The 21,334-nt window shown below is 35.8% G+C and carries 14 protein-coding genes; 2 read left to right on the top strand and 12 right to left on the bottom strand.

The window, feature by feature from the left end:
- Nucleotides 1–214 precede the first annotated feature (214 nt).
- The 10 genes from QOL71_RS16555 to QOL71_RS16510 all read right to left on the bottom strand — a co-directional run bounded on the left by QOL71_RS16555 (nt 215) and on the right by QOL71_RS16510 (nt 12,819).
- Entirely contained in the window at nt 215–580 is a 366-nt protein-coding gene (locus tag QOL71_RS16555; RefSeq protein ID WP_283418004.1) for a hypothetical protein, read from the bottom strand.
- Between the two features lie 122 nt (nt 581–702).
- Nucleotides 703–2,457 carry an endonuclease gene (locus QOL71_RS16550; RefSeq protein ID WP_283418003.1) on the bottom strand — a complete coding sequence of 585 codons (1,755 nt, stop codon included), beginning with the start codon at nt 2,455–2,457 and terminating at the stop codon, nt 703–705.
- Nucleotides 2,458–2,476: 19 nt separating this feature from the next.
- On the bottom strand, nt 2,477–3,010 hold the full coding sequence (locus QOL71_RS16545) for a tRNA methyl transferase PRC-barrel domain-containing protein (protein WP_283418002.1): 534 nt from the start codon (nt 3,008–3,010) through the stop codon (nt 2,477–2,479).
- A 224-nt stretch (nt 3,011–3,234) separates the two neighbouring features.
- The gene (locus QOL71_RS16540) at nt 3,235–4,848 is read right to left on the bottom strand and encodes a RagB/SusD family nutrient uptake outer membrane protein (protein ID WP_283418001.1); all 1,614 of its coding nucleotides are present in this window, start codon (nt 4,846–4,848) and stop codon (nt 3,235–3,237) included.
- 7 nt (nt 4,849–4,855) lie between these two features.
- On the bottom strand, nt 4,856–7,849 hold the full coding sequence (locus QOL71_RS16535) for a SusC/RagA family TonB-linked outer membrane protein (protein WP_283418000.1): 2,994 nt from the start codon (nt 7,847–7,849) through the stop codon (nt 4,856–4,858).
- Between the two features lie 79 nt (nt 7,850–7,928).
- Complete coding sequence (locus QOL71_RS16530) at nt 7,929–8,756, bottom strand: FecR family protein (protein ID WP_283417999.1); 828 nt, start codon at nt 8,754–8,756, stop codon at nt 7,929–7,931.
- 81 nt (nt 8,757–8,837) lie between these two features.
- Nucleotides 8,838–10,100 carry a histidine-type phosphatase gene (locus QOL71_RS16525; protein ID WP_283417998.1) on the bottom strand — a complete coding sequence of 421 codons (1,263 nt, stop codon included), beginning with the start codon at nt 10,098–10,100 and terminating at the stop codon, nt 8,838–8,840.
- 74 nt (nt 10,101–10,174) lie between these two features.
- The gene (locus QOL71_RS16520) at nt 10,175–10,690 is read right to left on the bottom strand and encodes an RNA polymerase sigma factor (RefSeq protein ID WP_283417997.1); all 516 of its coding nucleotides are present in this window, start codon (nt 10,688–10,690) and stop codon (nt 10,175–10,177) included.
- 157 nt (nt 10,691–10,847) lie between these two features.
- Nucleotides 10,848–11,525, bottom strand: coding sequence for a response regulator transcription factor (locus QOL71_RS16515; RefSeq protein ID WP_283417996.1), 678 nt, complete (start codon nt 11,523–11,525; stop codon nt 10,848–10,850).
- Entirely contained in the window at nt 11,515–12,819 is a 1,305-nt protein-coding gene (locus tag QOL71_RS16510) for a sensor histidine kinase (RefSeq protein WP_283417995.1), read from the bottom strand. The genes QOL71_RS16515 and QOL71_RS16510 overlap by 11 nt, the downstream gene beginning before the upstream one ends.
- Before the next feature lie 288 nt (nt 12,820–13,107).
- Here QOL71_RS16510 and QOL71_RS16505 point away from each other — a divergent pair, with 288 nt between their 5' ends.
- The gene (locus tag QOL71_RS16505) at nt 13,108–15,459 is read left to right on the top strand and encodes an outer membrane beta-barrel family protein (protein WP_283417994.1); all 2,352 of its coding nucleotides are present in this window, start codon (nt 13,108–13,110) and stop codon (nt 15,457–15,459) included.
- Between the two features lie 228 nt (nt 15,460–15,687).
- Here QOL71_RS16505 and QOL71_RS16500 read toward each other — a convergent pair whose 3' ends face one another.
- Nucleotides 15,688–16,911 (bottom strand): T9SS type A sorting domain-containing protein, encoded by a 1,224-nt coding sequence (locus QOL71_RS16500; protein WP_283417993.1) that lies wholly within the window; start codon nt 16,909–16,911, stop codon nt 15,688–15,690.
- A 216-nt stretch (nt 16,912–17,127) separates the two neighbouring features.
- Nucleotides 17,128–19,443: an outer membrane beta-barrel family protein gene (locus tag QOL71_RS16495; protein WP_283417992.1), complete on the bottom strand. Its 2,316-nt coding sequence runs from the start codon at nt 19,441–19,443 to the stop codon at nt 17,128–17,130.
- Between the two features lie 192 nt (nt 19,444–19,635).
- Here QOL71_RS16495 and QOL71_RS16490 point away from each other — a divergent pair, with 192 nt between their 5' ends.
- Nucleotides 19,636–21,324 (top strand): helix-turn-helix domain-containing protein, encoded by a 1,689-nt coding sequence (locus tag QOL71_RS16490; RefSeq protein WP_283417991.1) that lies wholly within the window; start codon nt 19,636–19,638, stop codon nt 21,322–21,324.
- Nucleotides 21,325–21,334: the final 10 nt, after the last annotated feature.

Below are 21,334 nucleotides of genomic sequence, written 5' to 3'. Positions count from 1 at the left end.
ACACAAAGCGCACAAAGATTTTTTACTTTATGCTTATTTAGGCTCACAAAGTCGCTTCGCTTAAAAAAGTTTGAGCTATTATTCTAACGCAAAGGCAGCTTTGTTCAGCTAATATTGGTTTGTTAAACACAAAGGCACAAAGATTATTTTTTAATAATAAATGTTTTTAAGGCACAAAGAGGAGCTTCGCTTAATTGGAATGATTCTTTTATTACTAAATCAACGGTGGATGGAATATCCTTGAGTTTAATGAGAAATTGTAGAATGAACTTAAATAAAAGTTCTGTTTTTGAATGTCCGAATTGAAATTGAACTCATTAAGAACAGTGAAAACATTTCCGACTGTGAATAATTCTGAGAATACAGAAAGCTTCAGCTGGTCTTGCTTTGCAGAGTTCTGAGAGGATTTGGAAAGTTCTTTGGCTAAATAGCATTTCCCATTACAGTTCATTTCCTTTTTTGCTCTGTTCTCACAAAGATTTTTGGTGATGTAATTGTAATTCACGGTATAATCTATCAATGGCATTACCGGTCGCAATGCGATTGTGAAGATAATGAATATGGAAATGAATGCTTTCAATACAACAAAAATAAAGTATTAGTCCCATATACCAAATGATATTTGACAGTAGATTTCAAAAGTTTACTGAAAATAAAAAAGGCCAGAAGAAACTCCTGACCTTTTTTATGATTTGAATTAGGTTAATCCACAATTACTTTCGTACTGCTGGATTTTGTTTTCACAAAATAAACACCTTTAGAAAGCTTTTTCAAGCTGATTTTTTCGTTGTTGTTAACGTTATTGATTGTTTGAATCAATTCTCCGCTGGCACTGTAAATCTGAACTGTTTCATTTTTAGAGATTCCGGCGATGAACAATTCACCGTTTTTAACAGGATTTGGATACACTGTTAATTTTTGATTTTTAGAAGCTGATTCTTCAACTGCCATTTTAGTGTAGCAAGTCCAAGATAAGTTATCAAAAGAAACTCTATTGTTTGTGATATCATCTACCAGCTCAATAACTACATTGCCTTCTACATTGATATCATTGATCGTATAAGTCTTAGCCGTTTTGGAATAAGGAATCTGACCTTTTACCTCTCCATTAACCTTCAATGTATAATTACCGTCTGAATCACTAAAAGGCAGATAAGTTTTAACCGTTAATGAACCGATACCTCCGGAAATTGTAGATGATTTCAATGAACCTTTTCTCAAACAGATGGCTCTGTTATTGTCTCCGTCGATGTAGATCTGCTTATCTGTTCTTGCATTGGTTGCAGTCCAAACAATATTCTGGTTAGACCATTCTCTGTCCAGATAAGAAGAGTTGGTTGCCGGCATACTTTCGAAATCTTCAGTTCCGCAAGTTGTTCCTGTACCAGGTGTGCTTGTATTGTCGGTAGTTCCTTGTACAGTTGCGCTGTTTCCAGATCTGTTTCCAGCCGCATCTTTCGCCACAACATAGAATGAATAGGTTGTAGCAGGCGCAAGTCCTGTTACTATTCCGCTGTTGGTATTAACGCTGGTTTTTAACACATCATCAACATAAATATCATATCCGCTTACACCAACATTATCTGTAGAAGCCGTCCAGGATAAAGAAATGCTTGAAGATGTTTTTCCGGAAACCAAAAGATTCACAGGTGTAGTTGGTGCTTCGGAATCAGCTGTTGTTCCTCCGTTGAACGTATCCGGCCAAGTATTCTGAGCAGCAGGGCCACCCCATATTACTGTTGCCAAATAAGGATTATCAATAAATGGGTTTCTATTGTGCTGAACCCCATAAACCACATTATTTCTTTGTCTTTCGAAATCGGAAACAGGATCTTCGACATTCCATTTCAAAAGAATATCCGGAAAGTCTGAAGAATAAGTTGCAGGATTCATTGTGATGTTCAATGGCAAACATCTTGTGTTGTATCTTACATACATATACATCAGGATCCTCGCTACATCTCCTTTCCACTCATTACCAGGAAACCAACCTCCACGACTTGTTTTATAAGCAGTTGCCCCGGTTCCGTCATCAAATAACAGACTCCCTCTTGTACTGTTCAAAGTATTGTCTGCAGGACGCAGGTGGTGACCATCTGAACCCGGACCGGAAGTCCCCAAATTAGGTGTCCCTTTTGATTTTGCATACACATGCTCTCTGTTCCAGCTGCCACTGTAAGGACGGCTTCTCTGGTGAGTACCGGAACTTTGTGATCCGTAAATCAATAAGATATTGGATGGATTTTCCGGGTCCGCATCACTTGTTTTGAATAGAGATGCCAATCCTTCAGAGTAAGCAATAGTCTGTGTATGGGTCGTTGTAATTAATGTTGCAAGATCAGCTTTTAAGTCATTTTTTGTCTTGCTAAAGTTAACTCCCGAATAATACGACGGAGCTGACTGTGCAAAAGCAAAAAAAGATAAAATACTTGCAAAAAAGGAAACCTTTAATTTCATAAGTAAATATTTAATTATTTTAATAACTCTTTATAATTCTATCTTGATAAATGATATCGAATGGGTGTTCCTCAATAATTACTGAGATTTTGTTTTCAAACTCCAGAAAAAAGCTTTTATCAAATCCATAAAGTTTAGTCTGAATTTTATTTTCATTAATCTGAGTCGAAACTTCTACATCAATCCCATTTTCTAATTCTTCTTTAGAAAAATTAATATCACTTAATTCTAAATTTTCTCCAAGACGAATAACACTCGTCAAAAGTCCCGGATGCGAATCTCCTGCTCCCACAAAAAGCCTGTTCTCTTTCTCATCAATCCAGATGACATACAAAGGCTCTTTTTTTCCACCTACATTGATTCCTTTTCTTTGTCCAATCCTGAAATTTTCTACACCTTGGTGTTCACCGACCAAAAAACCATCAAACAAAGAATACTCTATTTTCCGAGATTTCCAGATGAGTTCATCTTTTTTTGAATGAAATACCGGTAATTCTCTGCTATAGATTAGAGCGCTTGCAGGGATTTCTACTATCTGTCCTTTTTTGGTCATAAAATCTTCGATATAAATCTTTTGTATCAGGAAGGGCGCGCAATTTAATTATTTTAAATTAAATACAACTATTTTTCAAAAAAATTATCAATTTATCTGAAAATAATTGTTTTAATTATAATGGTAATATTTTATCTTAATCAAATAAAAACTTCCCATCAATTTAGATAGGAAGTTCTTTAAAAGAAAATAATATAAACTTGATTTGTGAGAATCAATTCTTGTTAGTAGCCAGCATTCTGGCTCAGGTTCGGGTTTGCTGTAATGTCTGCAGATGGCAATGGATATATATTGAATTTGGAATCCACGGCTTTTCCAGCCTGGACATTTCCTTTCCAGCTCCAGAGATAATCGCCTGTAGTAAATCTGTTGAAACGGATAAGATCCGTTCTTCTCAATAATTCCCATGACAGCTCTCTTGATCTTTCATCCAAGATGAAATTAAGGCTCAGGTCAGAAAGAGTGATTGCTCCATTTCCATTATTATAAGCTCTGTTTCTAATAACATTAATATAATTGAGCGCTTCGGAGGATTTTCCCAGTCTCAGATAAGCTTCCGAAGCGTTCAGATAAGCCTCAGCAAGACGGAACATAGGGAAATCTGTGTCTACATAAGCAGCGTCAGAACCTGCTACTCCATTCTTAGTAACATTTCTCCATTTAGTAAAAGCATAACCATCCTGAAAGGTTCCGGGAAGCGCAGCAATATCCTTCTTATGTCCAATGTTGAAGAACAAAGCCCTGCTGTCACCTTTTGCAAATGCATTGGGATCTGTAGTTGTAAAACCCTGATCCGTCGTTTGAAATTTGTTGACAAAATCCGGACGGACACGAATATTCCCCCAGCCTCCTGAGATTCCCATATTCAGGTAAGTGAGCATTGTTCCTCCGGTCTGAGCTAAGACAAAGAATGTTGTACCGCCATAGGTTTTAGCTTTTATACCATCCATATTCAGAGACCAGATCACTTCCGGCGAAGTATTGTTATCAGCCAGAAAATTATAAAGATATTTTGGTGCCAGACTGTAATGGCTACCAATCACTTTTTCGGCATACTCTGCTGCCTTATCCCATTGTGGAGCATTGGTGTAAATCTGGGCATTGAGGTATAATCTTGATAATAAAAAATTTGCTGCCGTTTTATCAACTCTTCCATATTCATTGGTTTCCGGGAGAGCGGTTTCAATATCTTTTAATTCGGTTTCTACATAAGCATAAAGATCACTTCTTGAGATCTGTCTGGGCAAAAACTGCGGATCTAATTTATCGGAATCTGTGACGAAAGGGACCTTACCAAAGGTGTCCAGTAAAACCCAATAAGAATAAGCTCTGAGGAAGCGCGCTTCTGCCCTGAAATTAGCAACCTGTTGCTTGAAACCTGGATCCGTGTGTCCTCTTTCCTGAAGTTTGGCATCAGTAGTCTGTCTCAAAAACTCGTTAGTATAACCGATGATCTGGTATAATCTTGCATAATAACCATTTAAAATAGCGGTGTTAGAATCCCAGGTGTTGGTAGCCATCTGTCTCAATCCGTTGGTCTGCGAACCCATTATCGCCTCATCTGTCGACAGTACCTGGACATAAAATGCCAAACGGATGAATGAACTGTAACCTTCATCAAAATTACCGAGATCAGGATCACCTGTTGGCCCTTGCTGACCGCTAAGGCATAATGCTGCATAACATTTGGCCAAAACACCTTTGTAATTGTCCGGATTGGAATATACCTGTTCCGTGGTAACTATATTGGGATTAATTGGAGCTGTATCCAAATCATTGATACATGAACCTGCCGTAAAAAGCAAAAATATAAAAGGAATGATATATAAACGTTTCATCGTAAAATTATTTAAAGTTAACATTAAGCCCGAAAAGGATTGAACGTGGTCTGGAATAGATATTATTATCAATACCCAAATAAACTTCCGGATCAAGACCGCTGTATCCTGTAATAACAAAAGCATTCTGTAATGAGAGGTTCATCCCGATATCAAACTTATCACTGATATTTTTGAAGTTATGTCCTAATGTGATATTATCCATACGAAAAAATGAAGCATTCTCTAGGAAAAAATCAGAATAGAGCTGCAGATTCTCAAAGCCTTCATTGGCTGTATAGCTCAGGATATTGGTATATGTTCCGTTTGTAGGCAAAGTTCTGGACTTATAATCCTTTGATTTGACATTATTATAGACATAGTTTCCGAAATTGGCATGTGCGTTAAATCCGAGATACCAGTTTTTATAGCTCACTTTGGAAGACAATCCCAGATAAGCCCTGGGCATCGGATTTTTACTTTTCACCAATCCTCCGTCTTTGTATTTTCCTTCTATCGGTTTCCCGTTCTCGTTATACTCCTGCTGATAGAGGTAAAAAGTATACGGCGCATAGCCTACTGAATGAATCTGTATCGTCCCAGCCGTAGAGCCGGAAACGTTTCCTATATTAACACCATAATTTGGGCTATTTACTAATGTAAGTTGTGTGATCTCTGATTTGCTGAATGTAAGATTTGCGTCCAGATTCCATTGCCAGCTTTCGGTTTTAACCGGGATTGTGTTCAGTGTTAGCTCTACCCCTTTATTTTCCATAGATCCGATATTGGTATAGATCATATTAGTAAGGTTGGATCCTGCAGCAACGGAAATCTTATTCAGTAGATCATCAGTCGTCCTTTTATACACTTCTACCGATCCCGAGATCCGGTTATTCAAAATACCGAAATCCAGACCTATGTTATATGTGGATGTAGTTTCCCATTTCAGATTGGGATCGTATCCGTTCGGTCTTATTGTAGTGTAATAACGGTCACCAAACTGGTACATTGCATTGGGTTGGCTAAAAGTATAGGTCTGCATCCATTCATAATCTCCACCTATATCCTGCTGTCCAGTCTTCCCATAGCTCAATCTCAACTTCAGATCAGAGAAAAATCCAGCATTCTTCAAGAAATTCTCCTCATTGATCTTCCAAGCAAAAGCTGCGGAAGGAAATAAGCCCCAATGATTCTCTTTAGAAACTTTTGAAGAACCATCACTTCTTAGGGTAGCAGTGAAAAGGTATCTGTCCTTAAAAGTATAATTTAACCGACCATAGAATGATAAAAGATAGTACTCCGATTTTTCATCAGCAATATTCTGATATATCTTGTTCCCCACTAGATTAGCCTGCTTGTTATTATAGCTTTTCCAGAACCATTGCCAGGAATAACCTCCCATAACATCTAGCTTATGATCACCAAGCGTTTTGGTATAATTGGCGTAAGCATCCAGCTGTAGGTTCTTTTTTTCATTAACATATTTACCGGTCATTCCCTGTCCGTCGTTCCCTACAGAAACCCAGGTAAGAGGTGCGTTATCCGGAATGAATAGATCGCCTTTACTTTTCAGAATATCGAACCCAGTATTAAGATTCAGCTTCAGATCTTCAAATCCGTGAATTTTATAATCCACTTGGATATTCCCAATATGACGAAATATCTTTGATTCATCACTTCTTAAATTGAGAACTGAAACAGGGTTTGCTCCGGCCTGGGTTATCGGCTTTCCGGCAGCATCCGTCCAGATAAAGTAGCCTAAGCCATAAGGTTTGGAATTATCATAAACCGGACGCGTTGGATCAAAAGAAGCTGCTCCGCTTGCAGGATTGGAAATAAAATCATTATTCTCAATGCTCGGCTTATAGTTTAGGTTCACGTTTAGATGCTTGTCAAAAAATGAAGGATTAAGATTCAGGCTCAGATTCATTCTTTCATATGCATTTTTTCTGATAATCCCTTCCTGATTCGTATATCCCAAAGATAATCGGTACGGAACATCCGCCACTGCTCCCGTCATACTGAAATTCTGGTCATTACTAACAGCAGTTCGATAAATCTCTTTTTGCCAATCAGTATTATACGTGCCTAATCCATTAATTACAGCTGTGTTACCGGCATATGTTCTTTTCATAAAATCTCTGTATTCATCTGCATTAAGAACATCTAATGTTGCCGGATTCCAGTCTATTTTGGTGTTTGAAGAATATTGGTAACGAGTTTTTTTGCTTCCTTTTTTTGTTGTAATAATGATAACACCGTTAGAAGCTCTGGAACCATAGATCGCTGTTGAAGATGCATCTTTCAGTACGGTATAAGTTTCGATGTCATTTGGATTTATCATCCCGAGAATATTGCTTGAACCTGATGTTGAGGAATTGTCGATAGCAATTCCGTCAATTACAATCAGAGGATCATTACTTGCAGACAAAGAAGAGCCTCCCCGGATCCTAATGGCAGAACCTGCACCAGGTGCACCCCCGGGAGAAATAATATTAACTCCTGCCGCCTTTCCTCTCAACGCATCCTGAGCAGTTACCGGATTACCGTCATTTTCCTCATCTATTTTTACCGTGGTTAGCGAACCTGTCGCATCGGACTTTTTAACTTTACCATAACCAATAATTACAACCTCATCAATCTTTTTCTCCTGCACCGAAATAGTATCTTTGGGAATGGGAAAATTTTCTGACTGGGAAATCAATTTAACACTGGTTTTTCTAAGAACAACCGTATTATTTTTTATTTCATATTCTATCGGATAGAATTTTTTGAGATATCTAAGCGATGATTCCAAAGATGAATAATTAATAGCATTTTCATCAACCTTAATATCTTTGAAGTCTGTGCTAGAATAGAGAAACGGAATCTTGGAAGATTTGCTGAGCTTATCAAAAACTTTGATAATGGACACCGGATTCTCTTTTTTCATAGCAACCGGCGGTGTTTGCCCGGCTTGTCCGTAAGCGACTGGAAGACCTGTGGCAACCAATAAGATTACAGACATTACTGTTTTTTTCATAAATTTGAGGATTAATTTGATTATACTTTAGCGAGTCGAATCATTTATTGCATCGATAACCGTCATTATCGGTGCTTTTTTATTTTAATTGTATTTGATTGTCAGATTTTTTTTCAGCTTTAAGATTAAATGGATAACAAATTGCGAACAACACCTCGTTCATATCGCCCGAGAATGAACCTTTAATTTTCTTTTTGGAATATTCCTGTGGATAATCGATTTTAACATTATAAACCACTTCCAGTTCATTGATGATATTTTCAAAATTTTCATCTTCGAAAGAAAAATTCCTTTTAACATTAGCAACGACATAAGTCTGAGGCTTTTCTTCCATATTCTTGTTCCAAGATTCGTTTGGAAGCAGATAGGTAATTTTCCCTTGATGATTGACTTTTACTTTCCCTTCAAAAAGTTCTACTTTTTCTTTTCCGCTTGTTTGGTCAAGGAAGAATTTAGTACCTAAAACCTGTACTGTAAAATCTTTTGCATTGATTTTAAAAGGTCTTGTCTTATCTTTTGCAATATCGAAAGTTGCTTTTCCAGTAAATGTGATTTTTCTGTCTGTTTTGCCGAAATCCTTTGCCAGTTCAAGTGTACTGTGAGGTTCTAAGACAATATTACTTCCATCGGGAAGACTAATCTTTTTCGTAAAATCCACACTGGAATAAAATTGAGACTGAGCTTTCTCCACAGAAGCCGGCGAAGAAGGCGTGTAAAAAAGAATACCAAATCCTGTGATTACCGCAGCTGCAGCAACCCAATATAATTTTTTGAACTTGTTGCCGGATTTTATCTTAGTCTGAATTCCCGCTTGGATTCGTGCATCTGTCTCCGAATCCATTCTCTGGTTTTCTTCGTAAGTTTTTTCCCAGTTCTTTTTAAAATTTTCGTCGTCTATGTTGTTCATATTCAGTATTACGCAAGATTTTTAAATCGTCAACCTTTTTTCTAAAGTTTTTTAAAATTAATATTAGTTAAAAATTCGATATTAATTTGACTTGGTTATTCTTTCCAAATAGGCTTTCACATCATTCCATTGGTAGTAAGGAAAACTCTTGGTTTCAACAGGAACGCTGACCTCATTTTCATTCAATAGAAATTTTACCAAAACATCACTTTTCTTATTCTTATAAAAAATCATCTGAAGATTGGCAGCCATTGGTGCAGCCTGAAAAGTATTCCAAACTTTATAGACTTCTTTGGGATTGATTTCTTCTTTATCCATTCCTTCAACTCTCATAAAAGCTAATAATGGTGCAATATTTCCATCGTGACCAAATCTTAGCGAAGCGCCACTTTTATTATTTTTAATATAATCGTCTGCTTCTTCCAGAATATTTTTAACTAATGGAATTGCATTATCTTTTACCAATCCTTTGCTCAAAGGCGATGCAGCATCATTCACATAAAATTGATAATTGATGGCCTGATAAATATTGAACAATTCATCTTTCGTGAACAAATCGTAAAAAGAAATGTCCGTCTCCAGATTCTGCATATCGCTGGCAATCCAGTAGAAAGATTCCACTACTTTTTCAGGATTCACGTTTTTGTAAACATAGTCTTCATTATTGAAAAGATTTTTGATAAAACGTTCTGAGCGTAATGCATCTTGTTTCAGTTTCCTCTTCTCTTCCTGCCAGAAGTTATCTGGGCTTTTGAAATCGATAGATTCTTTGGTATGATGATTCAGATATTTCATATACTTATCGGAAGATTCTATACTGATGTTCAGTTTTGGATTGTTCGCTGTTAATTCGTTTGTAAAATACGCCATACTTATGATGCATCTTGGAACAACCGTTGATTTGGCTGTCACAATCGCATTATTTCCAAAAGCCTGCGGATTGTTCTTGAACATTCTTTGAGAAATCTGTTTATGCTGCAATCCTCCTAATTCCGTCAAATCGCCATTATGCCCCTCAGCAATTTCCCAGATTTTCTCCAATCGTTGTAACGCTGATTTTCCGTTTTCTGTCAAGGCATTATTCTCATTAGCTTTTTTCAGAATGTCCATCACACCGGAAAAATCTTTATCATTGATGAGCCATCTTGAGCCGTGTCTTCCGTAATGACTGATGTAAAATGGCTGATATCCGGACGGAACAGCAGTCAGTTTTTTTGTCGGAGTTGGATAAGCATAGTAAACACCGCCTGTCTTATTGAGGTCTGAAAGGATTTCTTCTTTGGTAGTTTGTCCCTGATAAAAAAAGGAAACTGCAATTAGCAGAATTGAAAATGATTTCTTCATTATAAACTTATTTTAGTTTCAGATTGATTTCTGTCTTATAATTTAATTACGCAGACCCATTGAAATCGTCAACCCTAAAAAAGCTTTTTAATGAAAATCAGTAGCAGAAAAAAGAGATTAATATTTGTTTTTAGAATATGAAGCACCTTATTAACGTGCTTGGCCACAGCATTTTTGGAAATACTGTTTTCTTTTGCAATTTCGGAATAGCTCAGTCCGTCAATTTTATGTTTGAGAAAAAAAGATTTACTTTTTTCGGGAATCAGCTGGAGTATTTTTTCAACCTGTTCAGAATAGGATTTGAATTCGTCCTCGTCATATTCTTCCTTTACAATACTAAGATGAGATTGCTCTTTGAAATCTGAGAAAGACAATTTATTTTTTCTATAGAAATTAGCAATTTCCTGTTTCGCAGTCTTGAAAACAACAGCTTCCTTATTCTTATCCAAAGCATCTTTGTACTTCCACAGATGAACAAAAATATCCTGCACGATATCCTCAATATCATCCTGTCCGTGAACATATTTTTTCACGAAAAAGAAGACCTGATGTTTATAGTCAGAATATAGTTTTTCAAATTGAGATTGCACTTAGGAAATATATTTTTAAGGTCTAATATATACGAAGCTTTCAAATATATCAAAAAAAGGAAACCTGCAAAATAAAATTTAATTCACTATATATCAACCATTTAAAACCAATAACAAATAACGATACTTTCCCAATACGCTTATCTAAAACCGATACTTATTCCGGAAACTCTATTTTGAAACCAATCCCGCGAACAGAATCGAACTTGATTCTATCATCCTTTTGGAAATATTTACGTAACCTCGTCATAAAGACATCCAAACTTCTTCCCAGAAAATAATCATTTTCTCCCCAAAGTGTTTCAAGGATTTCTTTACGATTAATAATTTTCTGATTGTTTTTGGAAAGTAAAAGCAACAACTCAGATTCTTTCTCCGTCAACTGAATGGTTTCATCATGAAAAAGCAACTGAAACTGCGAAGGAATGAAAGAATAATTCCCGAGTTTAATTATTGCTTTTGTAGAATTCTGTTGTCTTTTGAGTATATTTTTGATTCTTAATATCAGCTCTTCCGGTTCGCAAGGTTTTGTAATATAATCGTCTGCGCCAAGTTTTAATCCTAGAATCCTGTCAATACTTTGACCTTTAGCAGTAAGAAAAAGAAACGGAATCTCAGACGATTTTCTGATTTCCTTAGACAATTCGAAACCGTCGATAACTGGTAACATCACATCTAGAATCGCTAATTGATATTGGTCAATCTGCTTTTTGTTTTTAAGAATTTCTTCAGGATTCGGGATCCAATTCACATCGAAATCAGAAAATTCCAAATACTGTTTCAGAACCATTCCTAAATCTTGGTCGTCTTCAACTAATAAGATTTTAGGCTTCATTTGGAATCGTTATTTTAAATGAAACACCTTTCTTTTTTGGATTCACTTCGATATCGCCTTTGTATTTGTCAACGATTGTCTTAACCAGAAAAAGTCCGACTCCAAGACCATTGACGTGAAGATTTTCGTCTCTCGTAATGCGGTAATATTTATCAAAAATGTTTTGCTTCTCTTCTTTCGGAATTCCGATGCCGTCATCAGAAACTTCCATTCCAATTGCGTTGTTCATTTTGATCAAAATCTCGATTTTCTTTGCGCCATATTTTGATGAATTATCGATGAGATTATCCATAATTTGCTTGAAATCGTTTTGATATAAAGATTTGTTCTCAATAAAATCCAATTTAATTTTGAAATCGATGTTATGAAAAGACTTCTGTATTTCCGAAAAATAACGTTCCATCTCGTTTTTATTCATTAAAACATCATCAGAATCATTGTTATGAATGGACGAAACAATATTCTCGAGGCGTTTGATCTGACGTTCGAGCAGAGCTTTGGTTTCAGAATCGGAAGATTGAGCAACTGAAAATTTCAGAGTTGTAATTGGTGTATTCAGTTCGTGAGCGATGGAATCGATTGTTGTGTGAAGCTGTGAGATTTTCTTTTCCTGGCGATTCAGGTTTTTGATACTGTTTCGGAATAAGATTACAATCAGAGTAACAATCAATAAACTAATGATAATCAACGGAATGATTTTCTTTAGAACTAAAAATTTGACATTCAGAAGTTGGAAAGTCGATTTAGATTTAACTAAATAATAATCTTTCTCATCCAAATTCAAATCCGTATTTTCCCTGGATTGACGACTGGACCATTTGCCTTCATTAATGGTCAAAGGCTTTGACATTTTTTTTACAGTTTGGTACAAAACAAGTGAACGATTCTTTGGCAAAAGCTCTTTTTTCTGAACCTCATCCAGTATCGAATAGATCTCGCTTTTCATTGCGATCTCAAAACCAGAATCTCCTATATTGTCTTTAAGCGTTTTCTCAAGTTTTTGATTGTATAGCTTTTCCGAGCTATAAATCCTTTCCGGATGTGTAATTTTTTCTTTTTGTATCGTAATACCTTTTTTTAGTCTTTCAAAATCACCAACCAGTTTTTCTTCATTCGTCTCGGTCTCGTATTTTTCCATTGTCTCCAGTGTTTTATCCGCAATCATCCTGGCCTGTCTGTTGAGCTCTTTTTCCTCAAGACGGTAAGAATTGTAGATATAATAACCCTGCAAAACAACCAAGATAACAAGGCTGAACGTGAACAAAATAATTGTGATGTTTTTCTTCCGATTCATATTGATTCTTCTAAAACCATAAAGAATAATTTAAACGCAAAGTCCGCAAAGTTTTTTGAATCTTATTGAAAATATTTTTAAGATTCGCAAAGGCGCTTCGCTCAGCAAAAATTAATCTTGAAATATTCAAATTCGTGTTCTTGGTGAAAATCTTTGTGCCTTCGTGTTTAACTTTTTGAACATCAAAAATACAATCAAATTTCTTTCAAAAAAGACATTAACCTTCCATTAACCGTTCATTAACAAAACTTTCCTGCGTTTCGTCTCAATTTTGTCAAAATTATTGAAATGAAAATTTATAATGTAGTTTTACTTTTACTTCCAATTTTTATCTGGAGTCAGAATATCAAAGGCCACATCGAGAATGAAAATCAGGAACCGGTTTCTGAATCAAGCATTGAAATCAATGATAATCAAACGATATTCTATTCTGATAAAGAGGGAAATTTCAATCTTGAAGGAATTTCAAAATTCCCTGTGTCAATAACAATCAAAAAAATGGATTATCAGGATTATGAAATCACTCTGGAAGAAAATGAATTTCTGAATATTATTCTCAAAAAAGACACGGTAAAATCAATTGCAGGTGTAACAATAAAAGCCAACAAACCTTTACTGAAAAGGAAAATTGACCGAATGGAATTCAATATCGATAAAACAGCACTTCAAAATCTGAATGCCTGGGATATCTTGAAAAGTACACCCAATATTTTAGTGAAAAATGAAGAATTAAGTGTCAGAGGAAACTCGCAAATCATCGTCACCATCAATGATAAGAAAACATTGATGACTCAGGAACAGTTAAAACAACTTCTTGAAAATACCGACGGAAATAATGTTTCATCGGTTGAAGTCATCACCAATCCGCCTGCGAAATACGAAGCACAAGGTAGCGCCATTATCAATATCAAAATGAAGCAAAATGTTTTGTCTGGTTACAAAGGAAGAATCTCGACAAGATATACTCAGGCAACTTATGCCAAGGGATTAATCGGGACTTCGCAATCTTACAATACTGATAAATGGCAACTGACGGGGAATTACAATTTTGTAAGCGGAGATTATGTCCGAAAAAACTTTGATGTTGTGGTTTTTGACAAGGACAAAACCCGTTGGGAAAGCGATATGGTAAGAAAAACACACGCTCACGAACAGCACGTCTACAACTTCTCAGGACAATATAATTTGGATAGTTTATCGACTGTACAATTTGGTTTTGATGGTTACAATGCGCCAAACAACAATGGTCATTACAATGTTCCGACGAATATTTACAATACGGAAAATAATCAGTTGCAATCGTATTATTTAACATCCAACAAGAAAAAGCAATATGATAACAGTTTTAATTCTTATCTGGTTTATGATAAAAAATTCGGGAACAACAACCTGACTTGGACAAATAACTCAAGTATGAAACGATTCAAGGAAAATCAGGATGTAGAAACATTATTGAATTTCCAAGGACAGCCGGAAAGTAAAAACAGGTTTGCCAACAACAGCATTCAGGATATTTCGCTTTATGCGACGCAATTGGATTACCGATTTTCGAATGATAAATTCACGTTGGAAAGCGGATTGAAATACAGTTTTGTTAAGAATAAAAATGACCTTAATTTCTTTGACGGAACCAGCGGAACTTTGATTCAGGATTTAACAAAAAGCAACCTGTTTAATTATAAAGAGAATATTTTTGCTGGTTATATTTCCACGGAATACAAATGGAAAAAATGGGAAATGAAAGCCGGTTTGCGCTCAGAAACAACCCTTATCAAAACCAATTCTGATAATCCGGTTGTGGAAAATAAGACGACCAGAACCGGACTCTTCCCTACTTTTTACCTGATGTATAACCTGAAAGAAGACCAGCAATTAGGATTCTCGTACGGAAAACGTATCGACAGACCAAACTACGATTTCCTGAATCCTTCCAAATCTTATTACAATCTGTATTCTTACTTCCAAGGTGATGCGAATCTGAAATCAACCATCATTCATAATCTGAGTCTGACTTACACGGTGAAAGACTGGAATTTTGAAGCTTATTACAGCTATATCAAAGACCCTTCTATGGAAATTTCTATCCAGAATCCGCAGACTTTTGAAACGGTTTACAATTACACCAATATCGACCACGGACAAAACCTGGGAGCGAATTTTTCCAAAAACTTTTCTATAAAACCTTACTGGAAACTGAATCTTTTTGCAATGGGCGAATATCAGGAGAATTATTTTATGGGAACTGATAAGATTTTGTATAAAAATGACGTCTTCTTTTATAATGCGAATATTTCTACGCAAATCACGTTGGACAAAGCAAAAACCTGGGATCTCAATGTTTCCTATGTTTATAATTCGAAGACAATCCAGGGTTCGTTTGACATCAGTTCCTCTCAGAACACCAATGTCATCATTAACAAGAAAATGTTTGATAAAAGATTAGAAGCAGGCTTGATTTTCAATGATATTTTCAGAACGAATAAGAATACGATCTCGACGAGATATGCAGACCAGAATCAATATTTCAAGGATTATCGCGACACACAATATTTTATGATTAATCTGAAATATAATTTCGGAAATCAGAAAGTGAAAGATGCGAAAGCCGGACGCAAAACGGATGAACAAAACAGGTTATAATCGGATTATTGGCCAATCAATTATTATAAGCGTCGGAATTAAAATGTTATATAATTGATATTATTCTGACATGAAATGGAGACAATGGAGGGAAAAATAAATCATAGTTCATAAATAATCAATTCAGAGTTCTGAATTGATTATTTATAAAACTGAATTTAGCTGACGCCTGATTTCTGAAAAATCTGTAGCATATTGTGGATTATAAATCCATATCTCTATGATTGTTTATTTTTTAATAAATTTGAATGATCTCATGATACTTGAAGATGACTTTACTGTCAGAATATAGTTGCCTGAGTTATATTTTTCAACATTGATTTTTCCTGAGTTTACAACTCCTATTTCCAAATTTCTACCTAGGAAATCTGTGATCGAATATTGATAACCGTCCGAATCTTTGGCATTTGTAATGTAAATATAATCTGAAGTTGGATTTGGATAAATGTTTATTTCGCTAGCTGCGCCTGACCAATCATTTACATTTAAGTTAGAAGAACTTGTTGCCAGCCAGATAGTCGCATTTAATAATAATGGTTTATGATTTCCATTGGCATCACCTGTATAACCATTGTACAAAGTATCGCTAGGATCACCTGTTCCATCGTCCGGAACCGAACTGTCTCCCAAAGCACAAACTTTTCCAAGTCCGTAAGTAGCGGTTGCAAATAAAACATTGTTAGTACCAGATGCAGAAGAGCCTGTTTTAAACATCAGTCCTTTTACAGATGGGTTTGCGACTTTGTTAAGAGTCATTGTCGTTCCGTTGCTGAACTGGATCTGTGTCGGTGTTCCTGCCGGACCATGCAGAATGGGGTCTGTTGGAAGATTTGCAATATTGGTGCTCGTTTGCGAAATATTCTGCAAATCAAAAGTGATCCCGAAAGGGTTAGGTTGTACTGTATTATTGCTTAGGATATCATTCCAAACTCCGGGAGAATCCCACCCGTCACCATTTCTATCACTTATATCGTGATCACTGATCATAAACAGCCCACCACCGTTGTTCACAAAATTAACAAGGGCATTAGCTTCAGCTGTTGTAAACTTCAGATTAGGCTCATCAATGATGTAAACTTTGTAATTGGACAAATCCTGTGCATTTGAAGAATCTCCATAAGTAATTTTACCATTATAAGGAAGCGTTTCTACAATATATCCTCTTTTCACCAAATCTATTGCCCATGCACTTAAAGCACCGGTCCAATAGGTTTCCGCTGTATTAATCGTTACACCGCTTTGTGCCGGAGTCGGTATCCTTTGGGGATTAGAATCCGATCCGCCTGTAGTAACAGTTCCGTTAGAATTTGCTTTAAGGTTATGTAAATCCGCATCGATTACCCAATCTCCATTTCCCGCCATTTCCGCTTTTGTGGCATCAAATAAAATTTTGGTTTGTGCTTTTGAAAAAATAACAGCACCTAATAAAGTGAGAATAATTATTCTGTTCATAAATGGCAATTTATATTAAAAATGTATCAATTTTAGAAGCGTGCAATATTGCAATCTAATTCTGTAGAAAAATTGAATTTTTTAATATCAAATAGAAATTATAAAAAAAACTGTAAAATATGATGTTGCTATTTTACAGTTCTCTAGTCCTAAACAATATTTAAATCAAATTGTGGCAGTTTAAACGAAATGAAAGGAAACTTAGCCATTCATTATTTATAACCGGTCAGCACTTTCATTGACTGTCTTTTCTTTGTAATTGGATTTACCGATATTGCCTAGGTTGTATTTTAAAGTCAAAGATACTGTAGGTGTATTACCATAAAAAATACCTGTAGAAGCTATTTTTTTATAAGTCAATTTTTGAATGTAGTCCATTTGTTTGAAAATATCGTTATACCTTGCAGTAATATCAAGTCGGCCAAAACTCGCATTCAATCCCAGGTTTACCAGACACATTGCATTGTAATCAAAAATACCCTGCGTGCGTTTGGCGATGTATGAAGCATCAAGTAAAAAGCTGATATTTTTCCTGAAGCTGTAACTGTTGTTGGTGGAGAAATAAATGTAAGGCGTGACTTTTCCGGAGATCGCCATAGCATCTTCGATCTTGTCAATATTAAGGCTAAGATTGTTCTGAGATGTCCACTTTTTATAGACCAGTTCATAGTCTACACCCAGATTACCTCCAACTGCCCTGTCGAAATTAACAATTGTAAATGTTGATATATTTTTTTCTTCGTCAAATACCAACGTGTACCCCATAGGATTTTTATCTTCATAAAGAGAAGCGGTTAATGACCATTTTTTCAATTTGGCATTCAGTGCCAGTGTATTGGAGTATGATGGTAGCAAGAATGGATTTCCTCTGTACTCGATGTAGGGACTTCCGTACAATCCTCCTGACGAAAGATTACCATAACTAGGTCTTGTAATACTTCTCCGATAATCCAGGCTATAGTTAAAATTCTCATTAGGTTCAAAACTCAGCTGAGCGGACGGAAACCAATCAGTATAGTCTCGCATTATGTTATCCACCTCTGTAAATTTATTTTTTCCCTTGGCAATGGTATTTTCCATTCTGACACCACCCTTCAGAGCAAATTTTTTCAAAATGATATCTAGATTAACATAAGTTGCTGTATTCGATTCTTGAAAGTGATATTCCAAATGTCCCAACTCCTGGGTATTGGCAAACCGGGTGGTATTATCTGTCAATGTTTCGGCGCTGTTATAGCTGCCTCCAAGTTCCAGTTTCAAAAGATCTGAAAATTTCTTTTCTATATCCATTCGTCCGGAATAGACATTCCCTGAATAAAGCTGATGCCGAAACTGGCTGAATTCAAAACCTGAAAAATCCCTGTTATCATAAAAATCATATTTGACATTGTCGCTCTCTCTTTTATACTGGAAACCCGTGAAAATACTGGCATTTAATTTTGGAAGATTTTTATTGAAATTAAACATCGCATTGATCGTTGTTCGATTCCTGTCCTGCCTGTTCATCGTCTGTACATTGGAACGTATCATATCCTCGGTATAATTTGTAATCGTATTATTATCGCCTTTATCCGGTCGCATATTGCTGTTGAGAGCCATAGAAATATAATCTCCGTCATTGTCTAATTCCTGATAGAAATTGGCTCCAAAGATCAACTGTGGACGCTTGGTGATGGATTTTATCACATAGTCTGAGGTAATTGCTTTTGTATCGACCTTATAATCAAAGCCGTTACTCTCCCAGTGATTGATCTGGTTATAGGAAGCATTTAGTTTCCATTCAGATTTATTTTTCTTTGCCTGGTAATTGGCTGAGAGATAATTGCTGTATTTCTTTTGAAACATCGCTGTTTCTGTCAAAGTTAATTTCTGGCCGTCTTTTTTGCTTTTTTTAAGGTTGATCTTTATAACAGCTTTGCCTTCAGCTTCATATTTGATCGATGGATTTCGGATCAGTTCTACTGACTTGATATCATCTACGGAAAGCGAACTTACGACGGAAAAATCAACTCTCTGATTATCGATATATAATAAGGGAACGCCTTTGCCAACAAATGAGAGACCTTCACCATTGGAATCAATTCTTACAAAAGGAAGCCTGGATAACAGATCTGTAGAATTTGCCACTTTGCTCAGGGCTGAATTGGTAATATCGATGTTTAGATTGCCATTCTGAACTTTTACATTATTTCTGTTTTTAATGATCTTCAGTTCTTCCAGCTCAGTCACATCAGAATTGAAAATGATTTTGGTCCTGTAATCTGAGTTTAAAGTAAAGATCGGCTCATTCTGTATCCTGGAATGGCTAATGATCTGGATGTAATAACTATTGACATCAACATCTTTGAATTCAAATGTACCGTATTGCGAAACAGTGGTCTTGACCAAATGATTTTGATTATCGAATAAATTAACTTCAGACAACTCAAGTCTTTGATTTTTCTGATCCACGATCTCACCGGAAATACTGAAACGGGTCTGAGCAGTAATACCAATCGAAAACAGGCAAAGAAGCATAATAATGCTTTTCATACTAACAATAATTTTTGCCAAAAATAGCTTCCGGTATCAAATCACCGAAACATTTGACGTCCCAATTGATGAATTAAGACCACTCTAAGGTCCTGATCTTTCAATTTGTAGAATAGCTGCCAGTCGTATTTCATCTATCACCTGAACTTCCTTGGAAAAATAGTTTATTTTTGTGTGTAATAACTTTTAGAGATGAAATTATTCAACAAGTTTCTAATTTTCTTTTCTTTTCTGGTGCTAGGTTTGGTTTGGGAAAAAGCTGTTCCGGAAAAGGATTATACTGCTTTGAGACAACAATATATCTCTCTGCAGGAAAATGACGCTGCAGCTTTTGACAATGGTCTGGATGCTTTTATTGCTAAAGCCATAAAAGAAAAAAATTACGAAAAGATGGCTCAGGGATATGATGATGCTATCTTTTTCACCTCTGACAGACATCAAAAATTAAACTATGCCAATGAAGCCATTAAGAATGCATTAATTTCCAAAAACAAGGATACGATCGGCAGTGCTTATCTCAGAAAAGGTGTTATTTATTATAATCATTTCAGACAATTCAAAAAAGCACTAAACGAATATTTGCTGGCTTACAGATATTTAGAAAGTTCAAATAATAAAGTCTTGACTCATCAAAATCTCTATCATATCGCTGAGATGAAAGCTTATCTGGGTTATAATGAAGAAGCTCTGCTCCTATTCAAAAAATGTCTGGCTTTCTTTGGTAATGATCATAAGAAGTCGGAATCTTACTCAAAAGATTATCTGAATAGCCTGCACCAAATCATAGTATGCTTTCAGAAACTGGATCAATTCCAAGAAGCCGATACCTATCTCACAAAAGCACTATATATAGAAAAAGATGCGGGCAACACATTACAAAAAAGTTTATTTTATAAGTCCAAAGGCATATCAGAGCTGCATCGGGGTAATTATCAATCAGCAGGAAATTATTTTGAAAAAGCACTTCCGGGATTAATTTCGCACAACGATTTCATCAATATTTCTATCATCCATTTTTATCAAGGTCTTCTGTTTGATAAAGAAAATCAAAAGCATCTGGCTTTAGAATCTTTCAAAAAAGTAGATTCTATTTTCAACAGACATCAATTTGTTCTGCCCGAAGTCCGACCAGCCTTCGAATATCTTTTGAAAAACGAACAGAGCAAAATGGATGTGAAAAACGAATTATATTATACAAGGCAACTCCTAAAAGTGGACGGAAATTTAAATGAAAATTTCCAATATCTATCCGGCAAAATCCACAAAGAATATGATAGACATTCGCTCGAAGTACAGCAGCAACTGTTAAGAGATCAGGAGACAAGGACTTTGTACATACTGCTTTTTGTGGCTATATTATTGGTATTTTCCGTAATATTCGGGGTTTATAAATTACTGGAGCATCGCCGTTCCAGACGGGAGTATTTTACATTAAAAAATCAGTTGCAACAGATGGAAAATGAACTGAATACTATAAAGGATATTGCTTCTGAACCACTTGAAAAACCAAAGCTCCAAATACCCAAAGATATTACAGAGCAGATCTTACTGAAATTAGAGATATTCGAAAAAGAACAAGGCTTTTTACAAAAAGGCCTGACACAGCAGAAACTGGCTTCTCAGCTACAAACTAACGTTAATTATCTCTCACAGGTGATCAACGAATACAAAGGCTCTAATTTCAATAAGTATCTTGGCACGTTGAGAATTGGTTATATCACAGAACAGTTGCATAAAAACAGTGTATTTAGAAAATACAGTGTAGAGACCTTAGCTCATGAATGTGGTATTGCTTCCAGACAAAACTTTTCTGATCTTTTCTTTGATATCAACGGCATAAGACCTACAGATTTTATCCGTGATCTCAAAACAACAATTTAACAAATAAATC

It is taken from the genome of Epilithonimonas pallida, from assembly GCF_900182975.1.
Taxonomy (GTDB): Bacteria; Bacteroidota; Bacteroidia; order Flavobacteriales; family Weeksellaceae; genus Epilithonimonas; species Epilithonimonas pallida.
Note: the sequence above shows the minus strand (reverse complement) of the source record. Positions and strands in the feature narration are given on the sequence as shown.